The following is a 318-nucleotide window of genomic DNA, read 5'->3' as shown; positions in this document are numbered from 1 at the left end:
CGACAACATGAATATAATCGCGCACACCTGTTCCATCGGGTGTGTCGTAATCATTGCCGAAGACAGACAGTTTTTCCCGTCGCCCGACGGCCGTCTGGCTAATGAAGGGCATCAAATTATTCGGGATATCAGACGGGTCTTCGCCAATCAGCCCTGAAAGATGCGCCCCTACCGGATTAAAGTACCGTAGAATGCAGATAGACCATTCAGGGTCTGATGCATAAAGTGCGCGAAGCATTTCTTCGACCATGAGCTTTGTCTGCCCGTAAACGCTGGCAGTCGACAAAGGGTGATCTTCCGGGATCGGTAATTGCTGAG

General features: G+C 50.9%; 1 protein-coding gene. It reads right to left on the bottom strand.

The window, feature by feature from the left end; genetic code table 11:
- A partial coding sequence (locus SU32_RS17035; RefSeq protein ID WP_144421201.1) for an NAD-dependent epimerase/dehydratase family protein occupies positions 1–318 on the bottom strand: 318 nt, incomplete at both ends.

Source organism: Ahrensia marina (genome assembly GCF_001293565.1).
GTDB classification, from domain to species: Bacteria; Pseudomonadota; Alphaproteobacteria; order Rhizobiales; family Rhizobiaceae; genus Ahrensia; species Ahrensia marina.
Note: the sequence above shows the minus strand (reverse complement) of the source record. Positions and strands in the feature narration are given on the sequence as shown.